22 protein-coding genes and 4 tRNA genes are annotated in these 26,848 nt (G+C 39.3%); 20 read left to right on the top strand and 6 right to left on the bottom strand.

Annotation, left to right across the window (positions count from 1 at the left end):
• Positions 1-917, top strand: a 917-nt coding sequence (locus tag A7967_RS21610; protein WP_064436093.1) for a hypothetical protein, incomplete at its 5' end; no start/stop codon positions are given.
• Between the two features lie 669 nt (positions 918-1,586).
• Here A7967_RS21610 and A7967_RS21605 read toward each other — a convergent pair.
• Together A7967_RS21605 and A7967_RS21600 are read right to left on the bottom strand one after the other, a co-directional pair.
• Positions 1,587-2,630: a methionine synthase gene (locus A7967_RS21605; RefSeq protein ID WP_054205678.1), complete on the bottom strand. Its 1,044-nt coding sequence runs from the start codon at positions 2,628-2,630 to the stop codon at positions 1,587-1,589.
• A gap of 43 nt (positions 2,631-2,673) precedes the next feature.
• On the bottom strand, positions 2,674-3,648 hold the full coding sequence (locus tag A7967_RS21600) for a DUF1852 domain-containing protein (protein ID WP_054205679.1): 975 nt from the start codon (positions 3,646-3,648) through the stop codon (positions 2,674-2,676).
• A gap of 561 nt (positions 3,649-4,209) precedes the next feature.
• Between A7967_RS21600 and A7967_RS21595 the strand changes: the two genes are divergently transcribed.
• The 5 genes from A7967_RS21595 to A7967_RS21575 all read left to right on the top strand — a co-directional run bounded on the left by A7967_RS21595 (position 4,210) and on the right by A7967_RS21575 (position 10,352).
• Positions 4,210-5,019, top strand: coding sequence for a sulfite exporter TauE/SafE family protein (locus A7967_RS21595; RefSeq protein WP_054205680.1), 810 nt, complete (start codon positions 4,210-4,212; stop codon positions 5,017-5,019).
• Between the two features lie 144 nt (positions 5,020-5,163).
• Positions 5,164-7,371 (top strand): M14 family zinc carboxypeptidase, encoded by a 2,208-nt coding sequence (locus tag A7967_RS21590; RefSeq protein ID WP_064436092.1) that lies wholly within the window; start codon positions 5,164-5,166, stop codon positions 7,369-7,371.
• Between the two features lie 295 nt (positions 7,372-7,666).
• Positions 7,667-8,491: a phytanoyl-CoA dioxygenase family protein gene (locus A7967_RS21585; RefSeq protein WP_064436091.1), complete on the top strand. Its 825-nt coding sequence runs from the start codon at positions 7,667-7,669 to the stop codon at positions 8,489-8,491.
• 192 nt (positions 8,492-8,683) lie between these two features.
• Positions 8,684-9,022 (top strand): hypothetical protein, encoded by a 339-nt coding sequence (locus A7967_RS21580; protein WP_054205683.1) that lies wholly within the window; start codon positions 8,684-8,686, stop codon positions 9,020-9,022.
• The gene (locus A7967_RS21575; protein ID WP_054205684.1) at positions 9,015-10,352 is read left to right on the top strand and encodes an SPFH domain-containing protein; all 1,338 of its coding nucleotides are present in this window, start codon (positions 9,015-9,017) and stop codon (positions 10,350-10,352) included. The genes A7967_RS21580 and A7967_RS21575 overlap by 8 nt, the downstream gene beginning before the upstream one ends.
• A gap of 123 nt (positions 10,353-10,475) precedes the next feature.
• On the opposite strand, the gene A7967_RS21570 is transcribed toward A7967_RS21575, so the two are convergent.
• A complete protein-coding gene (locus tag A7967_RS21570; RefSeq protein ID WP_054205685.1) occupies positions 10,476-12,221 on the bottom strand; it encodes a methyl-accepting chemotaxis protein in 1,746 nt (581 codons plus the stop codon).
• 193 nt (positions 12,222-12,414) lie between these two features.
• On the opposite strand from A7967_RS21570, the gene A7967_RS21565 reads away from it, so the two are divergent.
• From A7967_RS21565 to A7967_RS21545, 5 genes are all read left to right on the top strand, one after another.
• Entirely contained in the window at positions 12,415-12,927 is a 513-nt protein-coding gene (locus A7967_RS21565; RefSeq protein ID WP_082916358.1) for a M23 family metallopeptidase, read from the top strand.
• A gap of 107 nt (positions 12,928-13,034) precedes the next feature.
• Entirely contained in the window at positions 13,035-15,956 is a 2,922-nt protein-coding gene (locus A7967_RS21560; protein WP_064436090.1) for a UvrD-helicase domain-containing protein, read from the top strand.
• Positions 15,957-16,062: 106 nt separating this feature from the next.
• Entirely contained in the window at positions 16,063-16,491 is a 429-nt protein-coding gene (locus tag A7967_RS21555; RefSeq protein WP_054205687.1) for a hypothetical protein, read from the top strand.
• 132 nt (positions 16,492-16,623) lie between these two features.
• Positions 16,624-17,109: a DUF4920 domain-containing protein gene (locus A7967_RS21550; RefSeq protein WP_054205688.1), complete on the top strand. Its 486-nt coding sequence runs from the start codon at positions 16,624-16,626 to the stop codon at positions 17,107-17,109.
• Positions 17,102-17,665: a PepSY-associated TM helix domain-containing protein gene (locus tag A7967_RS21545; protein ID WP_054205689.1), complete on the top strand. Its 564-nt coding sequence runs from the start codon at positions 17,102-17,104 to the stop codon at positions 17,663-17,665. Before A7967_RS21550 ends, A7967_RS21545 begins: the two co-directional genes overlap by 8 nt.
• Positions 17,666-17,695: 30 nt before the next feature.
• On the opposite strand, the gene A7967_RS21540 is transcribed toward A7967_RS21545, so the two are convergent.
• The gene (locus A7967_RS21540; RefSeq protein WP_064436089.1) at positions 17,696-18,133 is read right to left on the bottom strand and encodes a hypothetical protein; all 438 of its coding nucleotides are present in this window, start codon (positions 18,131-18,133) and stop codon (positions 17,696-17,698) included.
• A 156-nt stretch (positions 18,134-18,289) separates the two neighbouring features.
• On the bottom strand, positions 18,290-19,237 hold the full coding sequence (locus tag A7967_RS21535) for a sodium-dependent bicarbonate transport family permease (RefSeq protein ID WP_054205691.1): 948 nt from the start codon (positions 19,235-19,237) through the stop codon (positions 18,290-18,292).
• 131 nt (positions 19,238-19,368) lie between these two features.
• On the opposite strand from A7967_RS21535, the gene A7967_RS21530 reads away from it, so the two are divergent.
• On the top strand, positions 19,369-20,343 hold the full coding sequence (locus A7967_RS21530; protein WP_054205692.1) for a LysR family transcriptional regulator: 975 nt from the start codon (positions 19,369-19,371) through the stop codon (positions 20,341-20,343).
• Positions 20,344-20,465: 122 nt separating this feature from the next.
• Here the strand turns inward: A7967_RS21530 and cysK are convergent, their stop codons facing one another.
• Positions 20,466-21,434 (bottom strand): cysteine synthase A, encoded by a 969-nt coding sequence (gene cysK / locus A7967_RS21525; RefSeq protein ID WP_054205693.1) that lies wholly within the window; start codon positions 21,432-21,434, stop codon positions 20,466-20,468.
• 381 nt (positions 21,435-21,815) lie between these two features.
• On the opposite strand from cysK, the gene A7967_RS21520 reads away from it, so the two are divergent.
• The 8 genes from A7967_RS21520 (at position 21,816) to A7967_RS21485 (ending at position 26,806) form a co-directional block, all read left to right on the top strand.
• Positions 21,816-22,967, top strand: a complete 1,152-nt coding sequence (locus A7967_RS21520; protein WP_054205694.1) for a dicarboxylate/amino acid:cation symporter — start codon at positions 21,816-21,818, stop codon at positions 22,965-22,967.
• Positions 22,968-23,127: 160 nt separating this feature from the next.
• On the top strand, positions 23,128-23,778 hold the full coding sequence (gene uvrY, locus A7967_RS21515; protein WP_054205695.1) for a UvrY/SirA/GacA family response regulator transcription factor: 651 nt from the start codon (positions 23,128-23,130) through the stop codon (positions 23,776-23,778).
• 8 nt (positions 23,779-23,786) lie between these two features.
• Positions 23,787-25,610 carry an excinuclease ABC subunit UvrC gene (gene uvrC / locus A7967_RS21510; RefSeq protein ID WP_054205696.1) on the top strand — a complete coding sequence of 608 codons (1,824 nt, stop codon included), beginning with the start codon at positions 23,787-23,789 and terminating at the stop codon, positions 25,608-25,610.
• 42 nt (positions 25,611-25,652) lie between these two features.
• Positions 25,653-26,198, top strand: a complete 546-nt coding sequence (gene pgsA, locus A7967_RS21505) for a CDP-diacylglycerol--glycerol-3-phosphate 3-phosphatidyltransferase (RefSeq protein ID WP_054205697.1) — start codon at positions 25,653-25,655, stop codon at positions 26,196-26,198.
• A 139-nt stretch (positions 26,199-26,337) separates the two neighbouring features.
• A tRNA-Gly gene (locus A7967_RS21500) sits at positions 26,338-26,413 on the top strand.
• A gap of 30 nt (positions 26,414-26,443) precedes the next feature.
• Positions 26,444-26,517, top strand: a tRNA-Cys gene (locus tag A7967_RS21495).
• A gap of 37 nt (positions 26,518-26,554) precedes the next feature.
• Positions 26,555-26,641, top strand: a tRNA-Leu gene (locus A7967_RS21490).
• Between the two features lie 89 nt (positions 26,642-26,730).
• Positions 26,731-26,806 (top strand) — tRNA-Gly (locus A7967_RS21485).
• Positions 26,807-26,848: the final 42 nt, after the last annotated feature.

The following is a 26,848-nucleotide window of genomic DNA, read 5'->3' as shown; positions in this document are numbered from 1 at the left end:
TAGAAAAAATATACGACCTACCAAGTGACGGGGCTGCAATCAGCACTGCATTTAGGCCGTTAAAAGCAGCCGATGTACAGCTTTTAAACCCGCTAACAGGTGAGCCATTAGCCGTGCCCGTATTTCAGCAAGTAACACTCGGCACAGGGCAAGCATCCGATCATGGTTTATTAAACGAACCCATGCCAGGCATGCACTGCTTAATACAGTACATCGATGGGCTAAACAGCCATCCTGTGATCACCAATTTATTACCATGGCAAAGTCTCGTGCCAGAACACAAACGCAGCGACTTAACCTTGCAACAAAATAACCGCAGCAAACTACAAGGGCGCGACGGCAATTGGCACTTAACCACCGACGGAGATATAACCCAAACGAGTGACACGAGCAAAATAACAGCACGCAAAAGCGAACAAAACTACCACGAACGCATCTGCAGCATAGACAGCCACGACATTACAAAAATAGATGGCAACCAAATCACCGAAGTAATGGGCGCATTAAAAACCGTGGTTGGCGAAAAAGCCTTAATCGTTGCACTTGAAGGTTTATTACTCGGCAGCAAAAAACAGGTCGATATTGAAGCCACCGAAAATATAAACTTAAAAACACTAAAAGAGTTCAGCGCCCACGCCACCGAAAATATGAATTTAGAAACCTTAAAAACCCTGCATGCAAAATCGACAGAGCTAGCAAAGGTCGAAGGAAAAACAGTTTGGTTGGGTGACAGCTCAGTAAACGTGGCTAAAGTACTCCTTGATTTAATAAGTCTGGTAAAAGACATAAACCAAAGCTTAGAAACTCACGGTCATGGGAGTATGGGGGCAGGGCCTCCAATAACAAAAGCAGAATTTACAGGGCATAAATCAACAGCGAGCAGCTTGAAAAGTACACTGGAGCCAGTAGTAGAATAGGTAAATGGATTATGAAACAGAGAAAAGGTGATGTGTATAAATATGTGTATAAATTATTTTTTTGTTTTTTATTATAGCATTATAAAACAGTTGGTTAATGTTTCAGTATCATAATCGTGCCAGTAAATAGTTGCTTGATTTTGCTCTTGATAAGCCATTTAAAAACCCTTTAAGTTAGCTTGAAACGGTTTAAATGCCGCCAAGTTACTAAATTCATGAATTATTTAGATTATGGCACACGGGCAATGGAGTTTATAGGTTTGAATGATGAAATGATGCTAATCATACTCTTCAGGAGTCGGTAGGGCTCAGTGGTGCGAAATCAACAAAACAGCAGAAGGAATTTACACATAAAAGCGCATGGTCTAGGTTACACACCTCGCGCCGCGATTAAATCGCCTCTAGATTGAATAAATTTCAATCCACAAAGGTCAACACGCGCTAATATCACTGGGGGGTTGGAGTAATTGGGATAAAATAATAACTTAATTCGGCTAGAAGAAATGCTGTTCTATATTGTGTTGCTATTAATTTTAGCCAAGCAGTGGCTATTTTTATTTCAAAGTAAGCTTAGAAGCCTCGTAAAAATGAGGCTTCGTTTTAAATAAATAGAGCATTTACTTGCGTTGGATCAGAACAAACCTAAAGGCAACTCTATTATTATTGCGTCTAAGCTGAAAGCTCTTTTCTGACTATCTCTGCACCTGCACTTAAGGCATCTAGTTTCCCTTTTGCTACGTGATGAGGTAGCGGGGCCATGCCGCAGTTGGTACAAGGGTAGAGCTTGTCGGCATCAACATATTTAAGTGCTTTGCGCAGGGTGGCTGCTACTTCTTCAGGTGTTTCAATGGTATTGGTTGCAACGTCAATCGCGCCTACCATTACTTTTTTACCGCGAATGAGTTCAAGCAACTCAATTGGTACATGAGAGTTGTGACACTCTAGTGAGATAATATCGATATTAGACTTTTGTAGTTTTGGAAAAGCCTCTTCATATTGTCGCCACTCAGAGCCCAAGGTTTTTTTCCAATCAGTGTTGGCTTTAATGCCATAACCGTAACAAATATGGACTGCTGTTTCGCATTTAAGGCCTTCAATCGCTCTTTCTAAACAGGCGATACCCCATTCATTGACTTCATCAAAAAATACATTAAATGCAGGCTCATCAAATTGGATAATATCTACACCTGCCGCTTCTAATTCTTTGGCTTCTTGGTTGAGAATTTTAGCAAATTCCCATGCAAGCTTTTCTCGACTTTTATAGTGGTCATCGTAGAGTGTATCTATCATCGTCATAGGTCCTGGCAGGGCCCATTTAATTGGCTGATTGGTTTGCTTGCGTAAAAACTTGGCATCTTCAACAAATACAGGCTTTTGGCGACTAACAGGGCCTACAACTGTTGGTACACTGGCATCATAGCGATCGCGAATTTTAACGGTTTTACGTTTTTCAAAGTCAACACCGTTGAGGTGCTCAATAAAGGTGGTTACAAAGTGTTGGCGTGTTTGTTCGCCATCACTCACAATATCAATACCTGCATGTTGTTGATCTTGTAATGACAAACGTAGCGCATCCTGTTTGCCTGCAATTAATTCATCGCCTTGTAATTTCCAAGGTGACCAAAGCGTTTCTGGCTCTGCAAGCCAAGCAGGTTTAGGTAAACTGCCTGCGGTTGAAGTGGGTAATAGTGTGTTATTAGTCTGTGTTTTCATAATAAATAATGCCGTAAATTTGGATTGATTTTCAACCGAGCAATTAAGCGTAGCTAGCAGACCACTGTTCAAGCACAGTTTGGTATGGTTTGATAAATTTTTCTTCGGCAAACTTTCCTTGCTCATTAGCGAGTTTGCTGCGCTCTTCTCGATCATAAACAATTTGTGTTAATGAATGATCTAAGTTCTTTAGGTTTGGTTGATACGCTTTTCCTGCAGCTGCATTGGCATTATATATTTCAGGGCGGTAGATTTTTTGAAAGGTGCCCATTGTGCTTATGGTACTGATAAGCTCAAGGCTCGTGTAGTCATTAAGCAAATCACCAAAGAAATAAAATGCCAAAGGCGCTACACTGTTTGCAGGCATAAAATAGCGAACTTGCAGGCCCATTTTTTTGAAATATTGCTCAGTTAAAGACGACTCATTTGGCTGATACTCAACACCTAATACTGGGTGCTGATTTTCAGTTTGATGATACGTTTTATTATCCGATACACTTAGGCAGATAACCGGCGGTTTACTAAAGTTTTGTTTGTAAACAGCTGAATTTACAAAGTATTGAAAGAGCTTGCCATGCAATTCGCCAAAATTATCTGGAATGCTAAATTGTGGTTGATCTTTATTATGTTCTTGTAGCAATACGCTAAAATCATAATCGCGTACATAAGAAGAAAAGTTATTTCCTACAATGCCTTCAATGCGTTTATTTGTTTTATGGTCAACAATATTCGTTTTCAATACTTCAATTGATGGGAAAGTTTGGCCACTGCCTTCAATGTCCATATCAACAGAAATAATTTCAAGTTCAACAGAATAGCGATCGCCCTTAGGGTTATCCCAATTTGCTAAGGCATTAAAACTGTTGTCAATCATCTTTAAAGCGTTGCGTAAGTTAGCTTGGCGGTGACTACCTCTGGCCAAATTAGCAAAGTTAGTGGTGATACGGGTATTGTCTGATGGGTGATAATCTTCATCAAGACAAATGCTCTTAATAGTAAATGTGAAGTCTTTGTTCATGGTGGTCTAGTATCCAATTGTCTGATTTAAAATTAGTTTATGGGTTACGCTTGCTGGACTTTCCAATCAATTTTTATGATTTAATTAGTTAGTAACCGTCACAGCCTTTTTGTTTACGCCCAATGAAGGGGGGGCTGTATGTTGTCTAGCGCTAAGCGTTGTGTAATTTATACGTGGATCGGTACATGAAGAAAAACGGTTTTATTTCACATAAAACATGAGCCATATTCATTGCTTATTATAATTTTACGATGTTACTTAATAGCGATTCATCGAATTGGATAAAACGCTAAAAATCTCACAAGGATTTCTGAACTTCTAGACTTCTAGATGTTTAATGTGTATTTATTTCATGTAAAACATGAAGAATATTCAGGGCTCATCTTAGTCAAAAGAGTGAGCGGGGCGTGGTTATATTGATATACTCGCGGCGTATGTAGCGAGCTTAAAAGTTAACCTTAATTTAGCTTAAGTACTTTGCAATTGAGCAATTATGTTACTGCGTAAAACACTGCAATTATGTCATGTAGTAGTCCCTAAATATAATAAGAGAAGAATAGAATGAGTGAATTGATGTTGTTAATTTTATACTGCGCGATATTAGGCAGCGGCGTAGGTTTTTTAGCAGGGCTGTTAGGCATTGGCGGTGGGCTTGTCATTGTCCCAATATTAAGCAGTATTTTACTTTATTTAGCTATTTTACCTGCTGAACAGGTTGTTATCGTTGCAATTGCAACATCATTGGCGTCAATATTATTCACCTCAACGTCGTCAGCAATAGCGCATCATAAAAATGGCAATGTACCTTGGGAACTTGCCCCTTGGATAATGACAGGGGTTGCTTTTGGCGCGCTTATCAGTGGTTTTTTAGCCGCATTATTACCAGAGGCAACCGTGCGTATTGTGTTTGCAGTGAGCGTGACACTGATTGCGTTGAAGATGTTTTTAAGCAGTAAAAGTGATTCCCCTGTTGAGCGTAAAATGCCTAACAAAGGCCTGTTAACCTTTTTTACAACGATTACAGGCGGCTTGTCAGCCATGATTGGGATTGGCGGTGGCGCACTTCTAGTGCCACTATTGACGTTTTTCTCACTCGATATGAAAAAAGCGATAGGATGTGCTTCTGCCTGCGGTATTGTCATCGCATTATTTGGATCGATAGGTTATATCAGCTCAGGCAGTAGTCATTTTGCTTTAGAAGATGGGTTTGCTGGGTTTGTATATTTACCTGCTTTATTCGGTATTATTTGCACGTCTTGGTTTACGGCGCCTCTAGGTGCCAAAGCAACACATCATCTACCTGTACCAATGATCAAAAAAATCTTTGCAGTATTATTGTTAGTGATGGCTGCAAATATGATGTTTAATTAAAGTATAGATAGAATGGTTAGAATACATAGAGGAAGTTAAAGCTTAAAAAGCTCATTTAACATTTATTTGGGAACTAAACATTTAAGTTTTAACTTAAATGTTATATTTTAGTTAAAATAATACTAACGACATTGGTTATTCAGAATGCTATTTGTAGCCCCTCTTTTATTAGCAAGTACTTTATCGCTGGCTGGAGTACAAGATCCAGTTTATTTAGCGACGTTTGATAATGAACAACAAGAAATAAAAACGCGCATAAGCTTTCATCATGCACTTTTATCTGATGAACGAAATGGCATTTTATTACAGTTATCAAATCAGGATGTTTTACGCTTACAAAGCAAGGGTATTAAACTGACACCAGCAGATGCTTTATGGCACAGTAAAGTAAAAAAAATGCAGGAACAGCATGTATCTCAAAGTGTACAAACATCGGGGATCCCAGGGTTTGCATGTTATGCAACAGTTGAAGAAACACTTGCCAGCGTCGAGCAGTTAACGCAGCAATATCCAGATATAACGCAATGGGTAGACATTGGTGATAGTTGGCAAAAAATAAATGGTGGCTCAGGTTACGATCTAAAAGTATTAAAAATAGGTAATAAAAACCTTGATAATCCACCCGTGTTATTTATTCAAAGCGCATTACATGCCAGAGAATATGCGACAGCAGGCCTCACTCTCGACTTTGCTAAAATGCTACTTAATGATGCGAAAACAAATCCGGATATCGCATGGATTTTAGAGCGTCATCAAATTCATATATTATTTCAAAGTAACCCTGATGGTCGAAAAATTGCTGAGGCAGGCTACTTACAACGCAAAAATCACAACGAAAACCATTGCCCATCGGGGAATGTGGGGGTTGATCTCAATCGTAATTATTCATTTGGTTGGAATACGGTTGAAGGGGGATCTAGCGGGCAAGCTTGCCAAGCAACATATCGCGGTAAAAGCGGCGCGTCTGAACCTGAAGTGGCTGCGATAGAAGATTATATACGCAAGTTATATCCTGATGTGAGAGGCACAAATGACGATGATGCTGCGCCAAGTGATACACAAGGCCTATACCTTGATATTCACAGCTACAGCCGCCTCATACTTTGGCCTTGGGGAAATATTGATAAACCAGCTCCAAACCAAGCTGGGCTTGAATCGCTTGGTAAAAAGCTTGCATATTTCAATAATTACTTACCACAACAATCGATAGGCTTATATGCTACAGATGGTACGTCGGATAGCTTGGCGTACGGAGAGCTGGGTATTGCGCATATTACATTTGAGTTAGGTACTGACTTTTTTCAGTCATGTGATTATTACCAAGAAACACTAAAACCCGATAATCTAAAAGCGCTTTTATATGCGGCAAAAGTAGTGGAAGCCCCATACTTATTAACCCAAGGGCCTGATATTGAATCTATTGAGGTCGTTGGCAGTGTTGGTGGTAACATTGAAGTTAAAGTTAGCGTAACAGAAGAGCGCTTTAGTAAGCTCAATGGTGATTTAGTCGCAGATAACATTGCAACAGTAAAATACAGTCTTAACGAATACCCAAGTGCAGGAAATACCCGTTTAGCGACATTTTTAGATGGCAACGCCGACGCTAAAACAGAAAATGTTATTGCTACATTTAATCAATCAGACTTAATTGATGGAAAAATCACACTGTATTTTCAAGGGAAAGATATAACAGGGCAAGTAGGGCCCGTATCAGCATTTAATTTAGATGCGAGCTTACCAACACTCCGAGCGACAGCAACATGTGAAGGCGCAAAATGTGAGTTTAAAGCAGGCAACAAATTTGGTGGTTACTCATATTTATGGCAATTTGCTGATAATAGCTACAATGAAGAGCAATTTACGGCTGTAATGCCTCAACTGGGCGAGAACAAAGTCACCTATCAACTCACTAATAAGTTTGGTACTACACAAAGCATTGAAATAAATGCTCAAGTGCAAGAACTCATTAAACCAGAAGCTAATTTTAGCGAGGCGTGCGAAATATATGTGTGTAACTTTGATGCTGGGCTGAGTAGTGATTTAGATGGATCTCAGTTGACATACGAATGGACGATAGATGCCGATGTCGTGAGTGAGCTTGGCAAATTTGAACATGACTTCATACAAGATGGCACTTATGCTGTTGAACTAAAAGTCATGGATGAACACGGCCAGACTGCCACCAAACAAAGCGAAGTTGTATTTACAGCAAATACGACTCCACCTGTAGTTGTTGCGCCAAAACCTGATGTAACAGACCCCGAAGCTAAAAATTCAGGTGGTTTACTTAATTTTCTAACTTTAACTTTGTTAGGGTTATTTGTTTTACGAAGAAAAAAGCTGAAACTATAAAATAATGTTAACAGTGATCATTTAGCCACAAAAAAATACCAGTTAGTCTACGCTAACTGGTATTTTTAAATTATTTAAACAAAATTATGGATTAACTATGCAGTCGGTGATTTTTTCCACTCATTATCTACTTTTTTGTGCGATCTGAGTCCACCAAACTGCCTGCTAAATATATTGTTGGGAGTCTTGTGTTGTTAAAAATTACTACACAGTCCTTAATTAGGCCTGAATTTAGATAAGCTACTGTGCTGTATTAGTTGACCACAACAATATAACGAATAAGGAGGTTTTAAAGATGGAAACTAAATTAGTATCAGAACAGTTAAAACAGCAGGGGTTTGTGCTAATAAAACAAGTGATAGAACCGAGTGAAGTTGTTGCGCTTGGGCATTTTTGCCAACACTTGACTGACGATGTAAAGTCACAACATTTAGCTGGGAGGTCGCTTAATAATGTTGCCATTATGCAACAAGCAGGCGAACCTTTTGTTTACCGTATTAATTCACTTTTTCAGTTTCAGCCTCGGTTTGCTTGTTTATTAGCACACACCAAACTAATGAGTTATGTTGAGGCTATTGTTGGCGAACCGGTTTTACCTAGCTATGAGTCTATCGTTATTAAAAATTCATTAGACTCACTTGGTTTCGACTGGCACCGTGATATGGCCGTAAAAACGCAAGAACCTATTATCACACTTGGAATATATTTAGACGATGCGATAGCAGAGCAAGGAGCGTTAAAAGTAGTTCCTGGTTCTCATTGTAGCCAATTGTGTGTTTGCGATATAAAACGCCAGCTATCAGATTCTAGACTACAAAGCGTGAATGTGACTGCCAAAGCAGGGGATGTGGTTATTCATCATGTAAATACCGCCCACTGTTCGGGAAGGCAGGAGAGTTCAGCAATACGCAGAACCATTTACTTTGAATTTAGAGCTGTATCTCATTTTATTAATAACCCAAGATTTTCAAGTCAGTGGATTGAAAAACGCCAAGCACTTATGGCAAATATTAAGGCACTCAATTTAGAACACACCCAAAGGCATTTTCAACTCCCCAATGATTTTTATAATACTCAACAAATAGAAGCCGCCGAGTATTGTTTCGAGTTTGCGCAATAACTCGTACAAATAGCTGTTAAACCAATGCTGAATTCTACATTGTGGGGTAAGTTACGTATAGCTACAGCTGATGCAATATTTTTTATTCTGTTTTTTTCTGCGTTATCCTGTAAAATTATTAACTTAACATCTGTAAACAGCGTTTTATAGTTGTTATAAAAATCAACAATTCAAATTATATAAGTAGATTTTATGATTCTGTATATCATTGGGATAAGTATACTTATTGTTATATTGTGCTCGTCGCTTTATGTTATTTACAGTAACATACATAGAACACGAGTCAGTAAATCTAAAGAATACAATGTGTTATTTGATAAAGATACGATAGTAGATGACTTGATAACTCAACTTACCGAAAAAAATCAAACGCAAGAAAACGAAGATAAAGCACGCAAGAGCAAAGAAGATATCCTGACCACATTTATTGAGTTACACCGTTCAGGAAGTTTTTGTGCGCAATTAAGCGAGCAAGAAATCATTTATTTTGTTAAAAAGAAATTAAATATGGAGAGTAATAAAAATGGATAGCCAGCAACAACCCGCTACACAAGCAAATAAAGGATCTTTTATGGGGCGCTTTGGTCGTCGTAGCGTAATTTTAATTAGTGCCATTGTCATCGTACTCGTAGTGATTGCAACATTGACCTCACAAGTTATTTCGTGGAATGAAGCAGATGAACGGTTGGTTCATCAATCAGCCTTTACCGGTAATTTAACGGTGATTGATCAAGCTGGCCCTTATTTAAAAGCGTTTGGTACTACTTCGGCGTATAAAAAAGTTATTTCAATTAACTTTACAGGCGACAGCACCGCAACTGCCAGTGCTATTGTGCCGTTAATTCCAATTCGCTTTTTGGATACTACAACTGGTGGCGCAAGAGGAGTCTCACGTTTTAGACTGCCTGGTAATGTACCTGCGGGTGAGTCAGGTACTCTTCGTGGACTACTTAAAATACATGAAGAATTTGGTTCGCAAGAAACGCTCATCTCAAATTTATTAATGCGTGCAACCACTGAAAATGTAAAAGCGTCGGCGCGTATGATGTCAGTAGAGCAGCATTACTCTGGCGGTAATGGTCAATTAAGCCAAGATTTCTCTGATCAGCTTACAAATGGTATTTTTGTGACTGAGCAAATAATAAGTACAGGCGAGCGTGATAAAACAGATGATCTTAATAACCTAAGCAAACAACAACGAGTAACTATTAATATTCGTAAAGATGCTGAAGGTAACGCATTGCGTAATGCACCTATTTTAGGTGCGTATGGGATTACGGTTGTAGATGCGAGTATCATCGATATTGATTACGAAAGTAAAGTAAACGCACGTCTTGAGGCACAAAAGCAAGCGGCGGCAGATGAAGCACTTGCGCGACAAAACCTTAAAAAAGCAGAGCAGCAAGCACGAACTGAAGTGGCTTTAGGTGAGCAAGCAATTGCTAAGCAGCGCGCAGAATCAGAGAAGCTAAAGATCAAAGAGCAAATTGATGCTGAGCGTGTAAAAGCAAATGCAATTATTTCAGCGCAGCAACGTGTAGCGGTTAAGGCCGAACTTGCTAAAGAGCAGGCTGAGATTTTAAAACAACAACGTTTAGAAGCATTAGGTATGGATGTACTTGCTGAAGCGCGTCAAAGAGCGAAGTCTGCGGCACTTGATCCTAAATATGTATTTGATGAAACATTAAAAGCAGAAGTTAAAATTCAAACAGCATTATTTAAAAGTTTAGGTAATAGCCGTTTAGTGCCTGAAATTATGATCGGTGGTGGGCAAGGTGAACAGGCTAATGGCTCAGAGTTTATGCGTTTACTAGCAGCTGATGCAGCGTTAAATCTGCAAAAACGATTAGAGAAAAAATAATTTAGGTATTTCTATTTTATATTTTCAAGGCCGGCAAGTTTACTTGCCGGCGTTTTTTATAACTTTTAGGAAGCAAAATTTACTTGCTGCATTGAGCCGATAAACTCAGGGCGTATAAATCATTTAAGCTTTAAATTGTGAGGCACTTGCGTGTAGTTCTTTTCCTGTTTTTTCCATTTGTTGTACAATGGTCATAAAGTTATCGAGTTTATGAGCAGAATCTTGTGATAGTTGACTCATTTCGTTTATATTTGCATTTATATTCTCAGTTACTGAGAGCTGCTCTTGAGATGCACTTGCTACCCCATTGCTAAGATCCCTAATTTTTGACACAGTATTAAAAATAACCTGTAAAACATCTTGTGAATCTGATACTTGAGACTCAGTGGCTTTAACTTGGTTTTTACTTATATCAATAGCACCATTTGCAGTATTAGCCTTTGTTTGAAGCTGTTCGATAATGTTGGCTATTTCTGCGGTGGATTCTTGTGTCCTTTGAGCAAGAGATCGCACTTCGTCAGCAACAACTGCAAATCCTCGCCCTTGTTCGCCTGCGCGGGCTGCTTCAATAGCTGCATTTAAAGCAAGTAAATTAGTTTGTTCGGCTATTGCCTTGATAACTTCAACTACGCTAGAAACTTGTCCGCTTTGCTCGGTTAAATCAGCGATAATCTGTGCCGTTGACTCAAAGCGTTCAGAGAGTTCAGCGAAACTTTTATTTGTTTGGGTCATGACTTCAAGGCCTTTACGTGCCTCGTCTTCAGCTGTATTAGTATAATCTGCAGTGCTTACTGTGTTTTGGGTTACATCATTTAAAGTGGCTGTCATTTGTTCCGCTGCGGTGGCAATACTTTCCAATTTAGCGCTTTGTTCGTGTGCTATGTTGCGGTTATCTTTTACAAACTGCGATACTTCCTTAGCTACCGAGGTCATTTGAGTGCTTGCTACAGCTATAGCTTGTATGGTTGATCTAAAACTGCTAAGCATTCTGTTTACTATAGATGCAACTTCTTTTACTTCAGACACACCTTGCTCTTGGACTGTGGTTGTTAAATTATTACTCTCACCAATTGCATTAAACGCAATACCTAGTTCTATGATTGGTTTTGTCACGCGACGACGCGCAACGTAGAGCCCTCCCATACAAAATGATAAAGAGAAAATCACCACACAAACCGCAACAATAAGTAAAGAGCGGACTTCATCTTCAATTTTCTTTAATCGCTGACTGGTTCTGCTTTCAAGTTGAGTAAAGAATTTATCAACTGGTTTCATTATGTTTGCTTTGAATTCATGATATTCGTCTGAGTGGACAAGTTGTGAGGCAAAGTTTAGATCAGGTTCCCTTAACTGAGTAAACTGACCGTTTGAGTCTTTGAATTTTCCTTTAACCGCATTCATTGCCTCAACTTCTAACTGAACTAAACCATCTGAATTTTTTTTAGCTTCTTCTAATAAAGACAACTCGACTTTAGAAAATCCAAGCTCTTTCATTCGGTTAATAAGGTTATCCCTTGAGCCATCGGGCTTGGGTTTATTACCATAGTCAAGAACGAGATCCCAATAAATTGTATGATAATTGACTGGCCGAGGTTTATCCCCGTTACGAATAGCAAGTACATCAAAATACATTTTTTCGTATTTTTCATCCCCCGTGATTGTGTATGTTCGGCCTAAACGAGTTAGTTCATCTGAGCTTTGGCGGAGCTCATCTGCAGCTTGATAAGCTAAATAGCGGTTCTCAGTGGCACTTTCAATTTCTTTTAACTCCGCGTTTAAGTAAAAAATTAAAAATGTAAGTGCCGAAAGTAATACAATCAGCCCTCCAAAAATGGAGGTCATTAAGAACTTTATTGAACGTACGTCCATAACATACTCTTTTTTATACAGTTACATTAAAGGTAGCTAAATCTGTTTGAAGTGCAAATATATAATTTACTTGTATTTATAAGCTAATAGAAACAGGGGATTAAAATTTTATATAAAAGCTGAATAGTTTGTGTTTTACGTTAGTATAGGTTCATATGATGAAGTTACTGACAGAAGCCGTCTGGAGTGAAGTTTGAAAGGAATAAAAATTTTTATAGTTGTTTTAATTATTTTATTAACCATAGGTTTATTAATACCTGAAAAAATAGTTATTCCAGTGCAAGGTGCTACGGCGAATGACTGGAATCACACTACCTTTTGGTATGAACCATGGGGGAGATCTGGCGTACACAAAGGGATAGATATTTTTGGTAAAAAACACACGCCAGTGGTTGCAGCCGTGAGCGGAGTCGTGGTGTACTCTGGTGAATTAAAACGTGGTGGAAAAGTGGTGGCATTACTTGGGCCTAAATGGAGAATTCATTACTTTGCCCATTTAGAGGATTACTCGGTCAGTGCTGGCGATTATGTTTCGGTCAACGAAGTCATTGGCAGTTTGGGAGATACAGGCAATGCTGCAGGTAAGCAACCTCATGTGCATTACTCTATTTTATCTTTATTACCATATCCTTGGTTGATGACCACTCAAAACCAAGGTTGGAAGAAAATGTTCTTTTTAAACCCTCATAAAAAACTGTATCGGTGAATCCACGCTAAAGCAGACAAAATAAACACCGTTATTTTTACACTTACTTTGCTGATTAACTTAAAATACCAGCAATTGACTCTTTTAAATTAGGAATTCAGCAGTTAATGGATTCTATTGCATTTAGCCTGCTTGGGCGTTTATTTTCGAAACAAGCTTCCTTAGCCTTTGATCAACATACACTCGTTATTCGTCAAGGTAACTCAATCATCCATATTAGTTGGAATGAGCTGGTTGCACCGCTGTCGTTTGCGTATGGCATTTTGGGCCAAACCGTTCGCTTTGCTACAGCGCAACACAGCTACACTTTTTCAATGCGTGCGTATGGCACTCATAGGGCAATACGTGCACAGTGTGAACAATATTGGGTTAATGCGAATACAGTAAAGCTTGATGCCTTTTTAAATAAAGTAACCAAACTGGTTAATCAGCGATATTTGCGCCAGTCTCATGTGAGTCGCATTAAGCAGCTTGCGCTGCAAGAACACAGCCGATGGCTACCGTGGGTTAAAAACAGTCCAGCCCTTGAATTAGTCAATAAAAAAATAAAGGTATTAGAGCAATATGCTCATTGGGATGATGCCCTTACATACTATTTGCAACAAAAATACGTGACCAAACAACTTAAATTACACCACGAGTTTTTTGACTGTATTGAAGCAAACCCGTTAACGCTAAGACAAAGACATGCTTGTGTGATTGATGACGATAACAATTTGTTATTGGCTGGTGCTGGCACAGGTAAAACCAGCGTGATGATAGGGCGCGCTGGTTTTTTAGTGCAAAGCCAGCAAGCGCGTTACAGTGATATTTTACTTTTGGCGTATGGCCGAAAAGCCGCAGATGAAATGGATGAACGTATTCAACAAAAACTTGCTACGGATAAAATAAAAGCGGCGACGTTTCATAGTGTTGGCCTAATGATTATCTCACAGGTTGAACAGGCTAAACCTAGCATGAGTGTATTTGCTGAAGACGAAAAAGCCAAAGCTAAATGGGTGCAACAATGTTTTGAATCACTGATTGAAAAGAGTGCAACGTACCGTAAGTTGGTGTTAGATTATTTTAGTAAATATTATTACGTTGAAAAGAATGAATTTGATTTCAAAACCTTAGGTGATTATTACAGCTACTTAAATGATAATGATATCCGCAGCCTCAAAGGTGACAAAGTAAAAAGCTTTGGTGAGCTTTACATTGCTAATTGGCTTTTTTATCACGGTATAGATTATCAATACGAAGCGCCTTACAAAGTGGCGGTTAAAACTATTGATCGTAGACAATATAAGCCGGACTTTTATTTACCTGAGTACGATATATACATTGAGTATTATGGCATTGATGAGGCCGGTAATACCGCCTCGTATATTGATAAAGCCCAATATCACAACGCAATGGACTGGAAAAACACCACCCATACCAGTAATAACACTCACTGTATAGCGCTGACCTATGGGCAACATAAACAAGGTGCGTTGTTAAGTGAACTTGAGCAGGCACTAAAAAGTGTTAACGTGCACACTCAGATGCTGCCAGTTGAATCACTGCTTGAAAGTTTAAAAGAGACGGGGAGAGTCACTGTATTAGCGGGATTATTTGCTCAATTACTCAGCTTATATAAAGGCGCATATTTAAGTGCTACGGATGAAGTGAAAGTGCTTAAACGTTCGCTTGATGTCAAGCAAACAACGAAGGCACTAGCGTTATTAAAGCCGATTCTCACTCACTACAATGCTCACTTGCAGCAGCGCGGCGAAATAGACTTTGAAGATATGATTATCAAAGCAATTGAGTATGTAGAGGCAGGTAAGTTTAAATCGCCTTGGCGTTATATTATGGTTGATGAATTTCAGGATATATCTGAGGCAAGAGCCCGATTAGTTAAAGCATTGCGCGATAGCCTCAAAGGTAGCTCGGTATTTGCGGTAGGCGATGACTGGCAAGCAATTTATCGTTTTAGTGGGGCTGATATTAAGCTAACCACTGAGTTTGCTAACTACTTTGGTTTTACCTCGCAAACCACCTTGGATACCACGTTTCGTTTTAATAATAAAATAGGCGAGGTTGCCTCTGCCTTTATTAGTAAAAACCCAGCGCAGCTTAATAAAACGATTACTTCTTTAACGCACGTTTCACAGTCAGCGGTGTCATTATTAAAGCGAGGAAGTAACGCGCCAGCTGTTTTTAAAAGTAATTATCACAGTGATATACCTGAGCTTGTAAATGGCGCGATTGATGAGGTGCTTAATGCAATTCATACTAAAACATGCAAACCAACAACGGTGTATTTTTTAGCGCGATTTTGGTTCCAACTGCCAAGTAAGACAGATATTCAAACCATGTACGCTAAATACCCATTGTTAAAGATTCAATCGCAGACTTTTCATGCCTCAAAAGGCAAAGAAGCTGATTACGTGATCATTATCGGGTTACAAAAAGGCAAGCATGGATTTCCGAGTGAAAAAGCCACACCTGCAATTTTAGAGGCTTTATTACCAGCGAAAGAAGCGTTTACTTATGCAGAAGAACGGCGGTTATTTTACGTAGCACTAACGCGAGCCAAACATCGTGCGTATATTATCGCCGATATGGCCAATGCCAGCTGTTTTGTTACTGAATTAATAGCTGAACATGACATAGAACAGCATGAATTTAGCACTGAGGTGGATCAACTCCACGGCGAGGATATGAACTGTATGCGCTGTAATGGCGGTGTATTAAAAAAACAAACAGGGCGGTTTGGTGTGTTTTATTCATGCTCGCACTATCCACGTTGTGAACATACAGAAAAACCCTGCGAACAATGTCAAAGTCCCATGACTCGAAGTCGCTATACGGGTTTTAAACTATGTGTAAATACACGCTGTAATCACTTAGTGCCAACGTGTGATAAATGCGACGCTGAAATGGTGCTACGCAGCAGTGCAAAAGGGCAGTTTTGGGGATGCAAAAACTATCAAGGCAATGAAGAACTCAGCTGCAAAAATAGTAAAAACAGCATGGCAATTAAATGGCCAGAGTTGGTCTAGTGGTTCAAAAAGCTTTTTTTAAAGGGACATAAAAAATTGTCTATAAAAATAACTCATGAAATAATAAGTGTTTTTACTCGTCAAGAATGATTAGGTAATTTTAATAATGAGATTTTCGATTGAAGAAATGGAGGCTGCTTTTACAGAAATTAACGAGCATGCAAATCCAAAATTAGCTTTTTTAGGCGCTTTATCAGGCTCATTGCCGGCTATTGCGGTTTATTTTTTATTTATGGAAATGGGAGGTTTGTTACTGATTATGCTATTTTTATCCCCTTTGATTATAGGCTATTTTGCTCGTTTCGTGGGTAGAACTTACAAAGTTAAACACCGTATATCAGTCGGTGTTATTGGCGCACTTGTGTACATCATTGGATGTATATTACTCGGTTTGGGCCCTTTATATTACCTTTTAGTTCCCGTTGCGTTTGGTGTTGCAATGACAACTGCAAAAATTAAACTTTATAGGGTTCATGAGTGGGCAATTGAATGGGAAGAAAACGGTAAACTTTTTAAAAATAAAAGCGCTGAGTAATTATTCTATCGTTAATTTATTGAAAATGGTTTTTATTTGCATTAAAGTGCGATGGGTTCTGCATATGTAAAGCGCATAAAGTGTTTATTACTTTAGCTAGTTTATAAATTTTAAGTCGATAAGGAATTTTAAATGAAAATTTGGATTGAAAAGGCTAAAACGATTTTTTGTGCTGTGCTTTTATTCAGTGGATTTGCGTTTAACGTATCAGCAGGCACGCTTCACTTTGGTGGAGAGGTCAACGCGGGCAATATTACCAAGATTTCAACGATAATGAATGATCCGGATGATTATTTAGCCACGCCCGTTACTATAGAAGGAACAATTGTAGGTGTTTGCGAAAAAAGAGGTTGCTGGATGTCATTGGCATCAGATCAGCGCTTTCAAAATTTACGGATTAAAGTCAACGATGGTGACATGGTGTTTCCTATGACTGCTAAAGGCCGCAAAGCAATTGCAACGGGAGAACTTAAAAAAATTGAACTGACCCTGGAGCGCACAAAAACTGTTATGGCGCACAGAGCTCAAAAAGCTGGTGACGACTTTGATCCAAGCAGTGTTACGGAACCAATGGCTATTTATCAATTAAATCCAAGTGCGGTAGACATCCTTGAGTAGTACCACAAATTGGTATAAATTAAATCGTAGTCTGCACCGTGATGTAGGCTATTTTTGTGTTGGCTTGATTCTTATTTTTTCAGTATCGGGGATCGCTGTAAACCATAAAGATGATTGGAACCCCAATTATAGAGTCGATGTGACACACATTGATGCAGCGGGCACACAGTGGCATGAAGAAAACGATAGTGAGTTAATTTTACAGGTGCTATCTCATGTTGAAGCTAATGTCGAAGTAAAAGCTTCATACTGGTCTGCAAAAGATGAATTTAAAGTGTTTTTGAAAAATGGTAATAACCTAAGTGTGAATTTAGCCACAAGCTCTATTACTTATGAACGCATTGAAGCAAGGCATATATTTCAAGCATTTAATCGCTTACACCTAAATGAAACAAAAGAATCGTGGGTAATATTTTCTGACATATTTGCCGGATTACTGATTTTTCTCGCTTTGAGTGGCTTATTTATGGTTAAAGGTAAATATTCTCCTCTAGGGGTTAAATCACTGTGGATTGGGTTAGGTATTCTATTACCTGCGGGCTATATTTTTTTATGATGGCTGTAAGCTAACACCTTGTTTTAGTAATTAAGTTGTTTTAGATTTCTTAAGTTTTTTTTCCATCAGACTTAGCAGTAGCCCATTTAAATCAATGATTTTATTTTGAAGTATTTTCTTTTGTTCTACTGCTTGCTCAGATTCATCGTCACTCAGTTTTTGTAGCTCTTTTTGTGTCTCAGCTATTTGCTCTTTTAATTTAGCAATCATTCTATCGGTTGGATCTTGACTCGTTTCGTCCTCTTTTTTATCAACGCCATGTTGCGCATTGTCATATAGCTGCTTGGCTATACTTTCTCCTAATTCGGTTTTATTTATCTGTTTATTTTCTTGATTGAGCTTGTCTTTTCCCTGCTCAGAAATAGAGACGTGACTATTTGGCAAACTTACATTTTGTATTGATGGTTGTTGGGCTGTGATTTGTGGCGATACGCGTTGTTTAGCGTATAAGTTGATGTTAAGTGCCATGGTCGTTCTATTAATATTATCCATAATATTGAGCAAATTTAAAGTGAGTATAAGCAAGTGTTATTTATATATCGGCCAGGTAAGCTAGAGCATGAGATTTATTTTTTCAGGCAAAAGAAGCACCTTAGGTGCTTCTTTTAAACTGAATGACGTGGGTTATTGCATCGCCACGGCAAGCTGGTGATACAAACCTATACCGATAAGTACATTAAACGGGAAGGTAACACCGAGTGAACTTAGCATAGCAAGGCCAATATCTGCTTTCGGTATCGCGGCTTTAATGGCAGCAGGAGCCGCAATATATGAAGCACTGGCCACTAAACTTCCAAGAATAACCACCGAACCAAGCTCTAACTCTAAAAGTGTGCCAACAGTCACACCCACGGCACCTAATACTAACGGGGTAACGATGGCAAAAAAAGCCAGCTTCCAATGGTGCCAAGGAATAGGACGTAATGTTTGTGCCGCTGTTAAACCCATTTCTAGCAAAAATAGAGCAAGTACGACTTTAAAGCTATTTGTTAATAACCCCGTTACTTGGCTGCCCTGCTGTGTACCGTACATCATACCGATTATCACACCACCTACCAGTAGAATAACGCTCTTATTAGTTAGCGTCTCATGCCACAGAGCTTTGAGTGATAATGTATTTTCAGAGCTATGTTGTTTGTCTAAGCGCCTATAAAGTAGCAAGCCAACTATAATTGCAGGAAGCTCTAACATGACTAAATAGAGAGTTACCTCTGCCCCAACAGCGAGTTGAGCAGATTCCGCGTAGGCAAGGGCTACCGCAAAAGTACCGGCGCTAACTGAGCCGTAATGGGCTGCAATACTTGCGCTGTTCGCGACGGATAGCTTAACTACATACTTTAAAATAGGGTAAAGAGCTAATGGAATGAGTGCGCCAATTAGCATAACTGAGCCCATCTCGGGGAGTAGTTGCCAACTTAAATTACCATGCAGTACCATGCCACCTTTCAAGCCAATCGTAAGCATTAATAATAAACTCAGTGTCTCGTATGTTGCTTTAGGGATAGTAAGATCCGAACGTAAGACACCGGCGACTAATCCTAAAACAAAAAACATAACAACAATATCTGGCACAACTCTCTCCTGTGGGTTTGAAGTAGGACTATTGTAGAGAAAACTTTGCATAGCAAATAATAAAATGAATGATAGGAAGGTATAGTATATTATCTATGGGTTAATATTTATTACTTATTAAAGGCGTAATAATGGATCTCAGGCATATTTCATTTCGATTACTTGAAGTTTTTATGAGCGTTGTAAAAACGGGCTCAATAAGTGAAACTGCACGACGTTTACACTTAACGCAGCCGACAGTTTCATTGCAAATAAAGCGTTTACAAGAGGCTGTAGGAGAGCCATTGGTCTACATGAAACAGCAAAAACTGCAAGTTACAGAAGCGGGTTTAGCATTATTTAGAACATGTCAGCAGGTGTTTGGTCATTTTGACGACTATAGTGATTTACTGTCCGAAATTAAAGGCGGCGAGCGTGGGCGATGTAAAATTGCGATGGTCAATACAGCTCAATATATCTTACCTAAGTTACTCGGGCCTTACAGTAACTTACATCCACATGTTGAATTACCGCTGGAAATAGGTAATAGATCTGAAGTTTTATCACGTTTTGAACGCGGCGAAGATGATATTTATGTTTTTAGTCACCCACCTTCATTAGAGCATGCACAGGCCGCTCGGTTTTTAAAAAATCCACTCGAATTTATTGCACCAATAGATCACCCTCTAGCGGATGCTGAGCAGTTGTCTCTTGTTGATTTAGCATCGCACCGGTTTTTGTTGCGTGAGCCTGGCTCTGCCACACGAATGTTGTTTGAAAGCGAACTGCAAAGACGTGGGCTTGTACTTAGTAATACGGTACAGATGGCAAGTAACGAGGCAATAAGAGTCGCGGTATCATCGGGAATGGGAATAGGGGTATTGTCGCGTCATGTTTTACCTGCGCAAGAGGCTGGTTTCAAAGTTTTAACCGTAACAGATGTCAGTTTGGCGAGTCATTGGTATTTTGTAATACGTACAGATCGGCATATTTCATATGCTGCACGCAGCTTCTTACAGTTTGCGCAAATGCATTTGGAGCAATATCTTGATACTCAATGGGTGCGCAACGAGTTACTAACGCTTAATGTGAGCTTAGATGCTGAGCAAAAACGTTTCAGCCGTTAAAATACAGTACTCAACAGTCGTTGTACTAAGAGAAGTATTGCTTTATAAATAATCAGTCAGGATTACTTTAGGTATTAAAAAAGGCCTAACAATGGCTAGACCTTTTCTAAAATTAAACTGGTTTATTGAACAAGTTCTTGCTCAGAAAACTCTTCTGCAAATAATGGGCTAGACAAGTAACGCTCTGTTGCGCTTGGTAAAATAACGACAACATTTTTGCCAGCATTCTCAGGTAATTCCGCAATACGTTTTGCTGCAACTACAGCTGCACCAGATGAAATACCCACTAAAATACCTTCATCTTTCATTAGTTGATGGGCCATTGCAATTGCATCTTCGTTAGAAACAAGTTCAGCACCATCAATTACTTCAAGGTCTAAATTCCCAGGGATAAAACCTGCACCAATACCTTGGATTTTATGTGGACCAGGCTTTATTTCTTCACCTGCTAGGGTTTGGCTAATTACTGGTGAGTTAGTTGGCTCTACAGCAATTGATTTTACATTTAGGCCTTTTTCAAGTTTTAAATAACGGCTTACACCCGTAATTGTACCGCCAGTGCCTACACCTGCAACGAAAAAGTCAACTTTACCGTCTGTTGCTTCAAAAATTTCAGGGCCAGTCGTTTCAAAGTGAATTTTAGGATTTGCAGGGTTTTCAAATTGTTGTAGCAAAATAAACTTAGTAGGATCACTTGCTTGGATTTCTTTTGCTTTTTCAATTGCGCCATTCATCCCTTTTGCGCCATCAGTTAGCACAAGGTTTGCGCCCAATGCTTTTAATAGCTTACGGCGTTCAAGGCTCATAGTATTAGGCATAGTCAGCGTTAACTTGTAACCACGAGATGCTGCCACAAACGCAAGTGCAATACCTGTATTACCTGATGTTGGTTCAATAAGTTCTTTATCTTTAGTCAATTCACCTGATTTTTCAGCTTCCCAAATCATTGATGCACCTATACGGCATTTAATACTAAAGCTTGGGTTACGTGATTCAATTTTGGCAAAAATATTACCAGTGGTTACACGATTTAGTTTTACTAATGGTGTATTACCGATAGTGAGTGAATTATCTTCAAAAATTGTAGACATTGTGTTCCCTTGGGTGCTGTTTATTCAATCGGGGGTTGATATATTAATAAATCAACCGTAATAGCCACACTCTACTGTGCAACGAAAAAAATAAAAGTAAAGTTTGGCTATAAGATATATCTATTCGGCTTATATTTGAATGAAATAAAACCAGCCTTTGTTTTAGTGACTAAAAAATAAGGGAACTTAATATGAAATTTGTTGCACTAGATCATAATGAGCAAAAATCTTTAAATTATAATCAACACACATAAGGAAAGAATGTTGCAATGGTGTAACGATGTTATTTTATACAAACAAACTGTTTTTGAGCGGTTTTATGACACATCTCCTTTAAAACATGATAAAACCCTATGCATCTAAATTTATGAAGTGATCACGATGACGTTAATCTTAAAGTTAATTGCCGGTATAGTGGCCGGTATTTTAGTGGGTCTATATGTACCATTAACAGGTGTAGAACTCCTTTATACTGTGAAAGAAGTAATTGGTCAGTTGATCACCTTTACTATCCCGTTAATTATTTTATTTTTTATCGCATCAGGGATTGCCGGCTTACCTAAAGGTTCAGGCCATTTATTAGGTAAAACCGTAGGTTTTGCATATGGATCTACCGTTATTGCTGGAACATTGGCTGTTGTGGCTGTGAGTGCGATTATTCCGTTGTTTGATGGCGGTTTAACTTTTGAAGCTGAAGTGGCCACTGAAGTTGCCAGTTTTATTGATTTAGAAATCCCTCCATTAATGGGTGTAATGACCGCACTTGCGACTGCTTTTGTATTTGGTATTGGTATGAGTCAATTGCAACTTGAAACACTTAGAAAAGTATCAGATCAAGGTCGCGATGTAATAGACGCTTTATTAGCAAAAGTAATTATTCCTGCACTGCCTTTTTATATTGCGGGTGTATTTGCCGAAATGACTGTTGCTGGTTCAGTAGTTGATACCTTGCAAACGTTTGGTGTAGTACTTGTAGCTGCATTAGTAATGCATTGGCTTTGGTTAAGCGTTTTATATATAGGCACGGGTATTTTGTTAAAGCGTAACCCAGTTGAGTTAATTAAAAACATGCTGCCAGCTTATTTTACTGCATTAGGTACGATGTCTAGCGCTGCGACGATTCCAGTGTCTTTACGTGCAAGTAAAGCAAATAATGTTAAAGAAGATGTCGCTAACTTCACAGTTCCTTTATGTGCGACTATCCATTTGTCAGGTTCGACAATTACGATTGTGACGTGTGCAATGGCAGTTATGTTTTTGTCGCCAAATATGGATGTGCCATCTCTATTTGGAATGTTGCCATTTATTATGATGCTTGGTGTTGTGATGATTGCAGCCCCAGGCGCACCGGGTGGCGCTGTAATGGCTGCATTAGGTTTATTAACGAGTATGCTTGGCTTTAATGAAGGTGCAGTCGCGTTAATGATTGCCCTATACTTAGCGCAAGATAGCTTTGGCACAGCCTGTAATGTCACAGGTGATGGTATTATTGCATTATGGGTTGATCGTTTTAGCGATAAAGCGTCTTCTTAAGTTAATTACCACCACGTTACATAGAGTACTCAAGTGAGTATTTTTACGTAGCGTGGGCTGAATGGAACGATATTTGAGTTATCGTTTCATCTTTTCTGTGTTAATGTGGCGAATTAAATTGTCACAATGACATGCTGTTTAGTTATATGAGGGTGTTCCATTGATTAACGTACTTTTAGTTGATGACCATGAGCTTATACGTACGGGTATCAGGCGTATTCTTGATGACGTTCGTGGGTTCAAAGTAGTTGGTGAAGCTAAAACAGGTGAAGAAGCTGTGCAGTTTTGCCGTCAGCACTCACCTGATATAGTGCTCATGGACATGAATATGCCAGGTATCGGCGGTCTAGAAGCCACCAAAAAAATCTGTCGCTACTGCCCTGATGTCAAAATCATTGTACTTACAGTGAATTGTGAAGACCCTTTCCCAAGTAAAGTAATGCAAATTGGCGCACATGGCTTTTTAACCAAGGGCGCAGGCTCAGATGAAATGGTTAATGCCATCCGTGCAGTTAATGCTGGACAACGGTATATAGCACCAGAAATAGCCCAACAAATTGCGTTAGCGCAAGTAACAGGCCGTACTGATGAAAATCCATTCCAGTGTTTATCTGAACGAGAGCTGCAGATCATGTTAATGATCACAAAAGGGGAAAAAGTACAAGATATTGCTGAACGTCTTAACTTAAGTTCTAAAACGGTGAACAGCTATCGTTACAGGATGTTTGAAAAACTTAATGTTAGTGGCGATGTTGAGTTAACTCACTTAGCTATTCGACATAAAATGATTGATATAGACAGCTCTCACTAATCTGCTTTATGGCCGAATTTGATCACGCCCACTTCTTAAAAACGCTATCAAGTGAACCTGGTGTTTACAGGATGCTTGATAGTGACGACAATGTTATTTATGTCGGCAAGGCTAAAAATTTAAAAAAACGCGTGAGTAGCTATTTTCGTAGCACTGTAACAGACAGTAAAACGCGTGCCTTAGTCAGTAATATTTGTAACATTGATATTACGTTGACGAATACTGAAACCGAAGCATTATTGCTTGAAAACAATTTAATAAAAAAATACCAGCCTCGCTATAACATTTTATTACGTGACGATAAGTCTTACCCTTATATATTGTTGACAGCACACAAGCATCCAAGGCTTGCATTTCATCGTGGAAGCCGCAAAGTTAAGGGCGAATATTTTGGGCCATTCCCAAGTGCCGGCGCTGTATCTGAAAGTCTGCGCTTAATGCAAAAAATATTTCCTGTTCGACAATGTGAAGATGCTTATTACCGTGTTCGCAGCCGACCATGTTTGCAACATCAGCTAAAGCGTTGCTCTGCGCCATGTGTAGATAAAGTATCAGATGATGAATACAGCCAGCAAGTTAGTTATGTACGCAAGTTTTTGACTGGCAAGTCCCATGAAGTTATTTCTGATTTAATTACTAAAATGGAAACCGCAAGCCAAGCATTACAATTTGAACTCGCTGCAAAAGTACGTGATCAAATAATGTTGCTACGAAAAATGCAGGAACAACAATCCATTTCAGGAAATTACGCTGAAATGGATGTGGTTGGTTTTGCGCATTTAAATGGACTCAATGGTATTCATTTGCTTATGATCCGTGATCATAAAGTTCTTGGTAGTAAAACCTACTTCCCAAAGGTTCCAAAAGACTCCCAGCAACAAGAGATTTTAACCTCATTTTTAGGGCAGTATTATTTAGCGCCAGGTGCAACAGGGCGTATTGCGAAAGAAGTTATACTGCCATTTGCGATTGACGAAATAGACGTACTTAGCGATGCATTAAGTCAAGTAAGTGAGCGTAAAGTTAATTTAAAAGTTGTAACTCGGGGAGAGCGAGCACAATACCTACAATTAGCTAATAAAAATGCCCTCAATAGCATCACCGTTAAGCAAAGTACGCAAGACTCAATTAATAAACGTTATGCACAGCTCAAAGCTACTTTGCGCTTAGATGACATTAATCGTATGGAGTGCTTTGATATAAGCCACACCATGGGTGAGAATACTGTCGCCAGTTGTGTTGTGTTTGATTCGCAAGGGCCAAACAATAAAGAGTATCGGCGTTTTAATGTGACGGGTATCACCGGTGGTGATGACTACGCAGCAATGGAGTTTGCACTTAACAAACGTTACAACAAACTGGTAGATGAAGAAAAAATTCCAGATGTAATTTTTATTGATGGTGGTAAAGGTCAGTTATCGCGTGCAGAGCAGTACTTTTCAACTTGGGCCCATACCAAAATGCCGCTACTAGTCGGTGTTGCAAAAGGCACTAGCCGAAAGCCGGGGCTAGAAACCTTGTTAATTGATGGTGGCCGAAAAACGATTCCGATGGATTCTGATGCACCCGCACTGCATTTAATTCAACATATCCGTGATGAATCGCACCGTTTTGCAATAGCAGGACACCGTAATAAGCGCCAAAAACAACGCACTCAATCATTATTAGAAGAAATAGGTGGAGTCGGCTCAGTTCGACGCCAAACATTATTAAAATTTTTAGGGGGCATGCAGGGAGTAAAAGCTGCTAATATAGATCAATTAAAGCAAGTACCCGGGATCAGCTCTGACATGGCTGAGAAGATATTTAACCATTTGCATGACAAGGGCTAGCCCTTCGTGCGAATATAGAAAAAAAGACATCCCCAAGTAGTTATGTGGAATATTCCAAACACACTCACAACCTTTAGACTTTTCCTTATCCCCATTTTTTTGGTGGTATTTTATTTGCCCTATTCATGGGCTTTCTTTGCTGCGGCCTTTATTTTTTGGCTCGCATCTATCACAGATATTTTGGATGGTTATTTAGCACGCAAGCTTGAACAATCAACACCCTTTGGCGCATTCTTAGATCCTGTTGCTGATAAAGTAATGGTGTGCACCGCATTGGTTGCCTTATCTAGCTATTATCAATCAATGTATATGACAATTCCTGCTTTGATTATTATAAGTAGAGAAATAGTTATTTCAGCTTTACGCGAATGGATGGCTGAACAAGGCAAGCGCGATAATGTGGCTGTATCTAATATGGGTAAGTTTAAGACCGCAGCACAAATGTTAGCCATTATTGGTTTAACATGGCAGTACGATAGCTGGATGATGTATCTAAGTTATGGCTTACTTTATATCGCAACTCTTTTAACGGTGACTTCTATGCTGCAATATTTGATTGCTGCGTGGAGTGAATTGACTAAAAATTGAGTCTAAACGTATAATAACGCACCATTTTAGATAAAAAACAAGCAAACAGTTCAAAACTAGCATTTTTTGTATTGACGCGTTTAATAATCTCTGTAGAATGCGTCCGTGTTGAGAGGGCATAGCCCCCTAGATAAACAAAGCGGCACTAGCTCAGTTGGTAGAGCGCGACCTTGCCAAGGTCGAGGTCACGAGTTCGAGCCTCGTGTGCCGCTCCAGTTTATTTTAATGGTTTACCCCAGCGTTGGGGCGGAATGGCAGAGTGGCCATGCACCGGATTGCAAATCCGTTTACCTCGGTTCGACTCCGGGTTCCGCCTCCATTTCAACACTCCACATGCTTTTAATAGCAAACTCGATGCCCGAGTGGTGGAATTGGTAGACACAAGGGATTTAAAATCCCTCGACTAACAAGTCGTGCCGGTTCAAGTCCGGCCTCGGGCACCACTTTGTGGTTTAGTTATATCGCCAAATGTAACTTATAAAAATTGTATTACATAAATTAGTTTATGTGATTTATTTAGAATTAATATGATGCGGCACTAGCTCAGTTGGTAGAGCGCGACCTTGCCAAGGTCGAGGTCACGAGTTCGAGCCTCGTGTGCCGCTCCATATTAATTTTATCCACTTGCTTTAAGTAGCAAACTCGATGCC

It is taken from the genome of Pseudoalteromonas neustonica, assembly GCF_001653135.1.
Lineage (GTDB): Bacteria > Pseudomonadota > Gammaproteobacteria > Enterobacterales > Alteromonadaceae > Pseudoalteromonas > Pseudoalteromonas neustonica.
Note: the sequence above shows the minus strand (reverse complement) of the source record. Positions and strands in the feature narration are given on the sequence as shown.

Coding starts and splice junctions, on each gene's coding strand:
- A7967_RS21605 (WP_054205678.1), bottom strand. CDS start 2,630: ATGAAAACACAGACTAATAACACACTATTACCCACTTCAACCGCAGGC.
- A7967_RS21600 (WP_054205679.1), bottom strand. CDS start 3,648: ATGAACAAAGACTTCACATTTACTATTAAGAGCATTTGTCTTGATGAA.
- A7967_RS21595 (WP_054205680.1), top strand. CDS start 4,210: ATGAGTGAATTGATGTTGTTAATTTTATACTGCGCGATATTAGGCAGC.
- A7967_RS21590 (WP_064436092.1), top strand. CDS start 5,164: ATGCTATTTGTAGCCCCTCTTTTATTAGCAAGTACTTTATCGCTGGCT.
- A7967_RS21585 (WP_064436091.1), top strand. CDS start 7,667: ATGGAAACTAAATTAGTATCAGAACAGTTAAAACAGCAGGGGTTTGTG.
- A7967_RS21580 (WP_054205683.1), top strand. CDS start 8,684: ATGATTCTGTATATCATTGGGATAAGTATACTTATTGTTATATTGTGC.
- A7967_RS21575 (WP_054205684.1), top strand. CDS start 9,015: ATGGATAGCCAGCAACAACCCGCTACACAAGCAAATAAAGGATCTTTT.
- A7967_RS21570 (WP_054205685.1), bottom strand. CDS start 12,221: ATGGACGTACGTTCAATAAAGTTCTTAATGACCTCCATTTTTGGAGGG.
- A7967_RS21560 (WP_064436090.1), top strand. CDS start 13,035: ATGGATTCTATTGCATTTAGCCTGCTTGGGCGTTTATTTTCGAAACAA.
- A7967_RS21555 (WP_054205687.1), top strand. CDS start 16,063: ATGAGATTTTCGATTGAAGAAATGGAGGCTGCTTTTACAGAAATTAAC.
- A7967_RS21550 (WP_054205688.1), top strand. CDS start 16,624: ATGAAAATTTGGATTGAAAAGGCTAAAACGATTTTTTGTGCTGTGCTT.
- A7967_RS21540 (WP_064436089.1), bottom strand. CDS start 18,133: ATGGCACTTAACATCAACTTATACGCTAAACAACGCGTATCGCCACAA.
- A7967_RS21530 (WP_054205692.1), top strand. CDS start 19,369: ATGGATCTCAGGCATATTTCATTTCGATTACTTGAAGTTTTTATGAGC.
- cysK (WP_054205693.1), bottom strand. CDS start 21,434: ATGTCTACAATTTTTGAAGATAATTCACTCACTATCGGTAATACACCA.
- A7967_RS21520 (WP_054205694.1), top strand. CDS start 21,816: ATGACGTTAATCTTAAAGTTAATTGCCGGTATAGTGGCCGGTATTTTA.
- uvrC (WP_054205696.1), top strand. CDS start 23,787: ATGGCCGAATTTGATCACGCCCACTTCTTAAAAACGCTATCAAGTGAA.
- pgsA (WP_054205697.1), top strand. CDS start 25,653: ATGTGGAATATTCCAAACACACTCACAACCTTTAGACTTTTCCTTATC.